At 79.3% G+C, this 1343-nt stretch carries 1 pseudogene; it reads right to left on the bottom strand.

From position 1 onward, the window contains the following. Nucleotides 1-1343 (bottom strand): annotated as a pseudogene (locus CHC04_RS23325) (hypothetical protein); the annotation flags it as partial.

A 1343-nucleotide genomic window follows, 5' to 3' on the forward strand; every position in this document is an offset into this window, starting at 1 on the left:
CGCGAAGCCCTCGAGCTCGGCCAGCCACGCGCGCGCGAGGTCGTCCCGGCCGGCCCGGGCGGCGGTCTCCAGGCGGTCGATCGCCGCCATCCGGCGCAGCCGGGGACTGGCGATCTGCTCGAGGTGGTGCAGCGCGGTGTCGGGTCGGCCGGCGGCCCGCAGGCCCCGCGCCCAGTGCAGCAGGTCGACCACGAGGAAGTCGGAGATGCCGACCGGGTGCGCCTCGCGGACGGCCGCCACCTCGGCCAGGGAACGGTCCGCGGCGTCGTCCCCGCGCAGCGCCGCCACGACGGCCAGCTCCGCGGTCGGCAGCGCCGTCAGGCCGGCGTGTCCGGTGGCAGCGGCCAGCGGCAGCGCCTCGGCCGCCGCGGCCGCGGCCCTCCCCCAGGCGCCCGTCGCGATCTGGACCTGGGCGCCGCGGGTGAGGGCGTGCTCGACCATGGTGAGGGCACCCGCGCGGCGGGCGGCGGTCAGCTGCTGCTCGTGCAGCCGCAGGTCCCGTTCGTCGTCGTCGATCAGCCACGCCGCGACGCCGAGGTTCGGCTGCAGCACGTGGTCGTCGACCGGGTCGGCGTCGGTGAGGGCGAAGGCGCAGCGGAAGGCCTCGGCGGCGGTGGCCCAGTCCTGACGGTCGGCGGCGAGGAAGCCGTGCATCAGCGCCCGTGCGGCCCGCGGGCGGGGTGGCGCACCCGGCGGCGGCGCGGGCACGAGAGCCGTGAGGTCGACGGCGCGCGGTGACCGCGCTCCGCACGCGGACAGCGATGCGGCCAGCATGGCCAGCTGCTGCGCCATGGCCTGGTCCACGCCGGCGGCGACCTCCGCGGCCCGCAGGACGAACTCGTAGCCGTCGTCGAGCGAGCGGGTGTTCCACGCGACCTGCCCCTGCAGCGTGAGCAGCTGCGCCCGGAGCAGCGGGTCGCCGACGTCGGCGTCAGCGGCCTGCGCGAGTGCCGCCGCCCGTGACGGGTGCGCGCCCAGCCAGGCCGACGACGCGGCGAGGTACAGCCGGCGGCCGCGCGCCTCGCCACCGGGGGTGAGCTCGGCGGCGCGGGCCCAGGCGTCGGCCGCGGCCTCGTGGCCACCCCGCGCCGCGGCGCGCTCGGCGACGCCGTCGAGGGCGGCCACGACCTGCTCGTCGGGCCGGTCGGCGGCGGCGGCCAGGTGCCAGGCGCGGCGGTCGGCGTCGGTGCCGACCGCGGCAGCGAGCGCGCGGTGTGCCGCGCGGCGCTGCGCGCTGGTCGCCGCCCCGTAGACCGCCGAGCGCACGAGCGGGTGGTACAGGGACACGACGCCCTCCTCGACGCGCAGCAGCCCGGCGCGCTCGGCCTCGTCCAGGGCGTCGT

Origin of the sequence: Geodermatophilus saharensis (assembly GCF_900188205.1) — a bacterium.
In the GTDB taxonomy this organism is placed as follows: Bacteria; Actinomycetota; Actinomycetes; order Mycobacteriales; family Geodermatophilaceae; genus Geodermatophilus; species Geodermatophilus saharensis.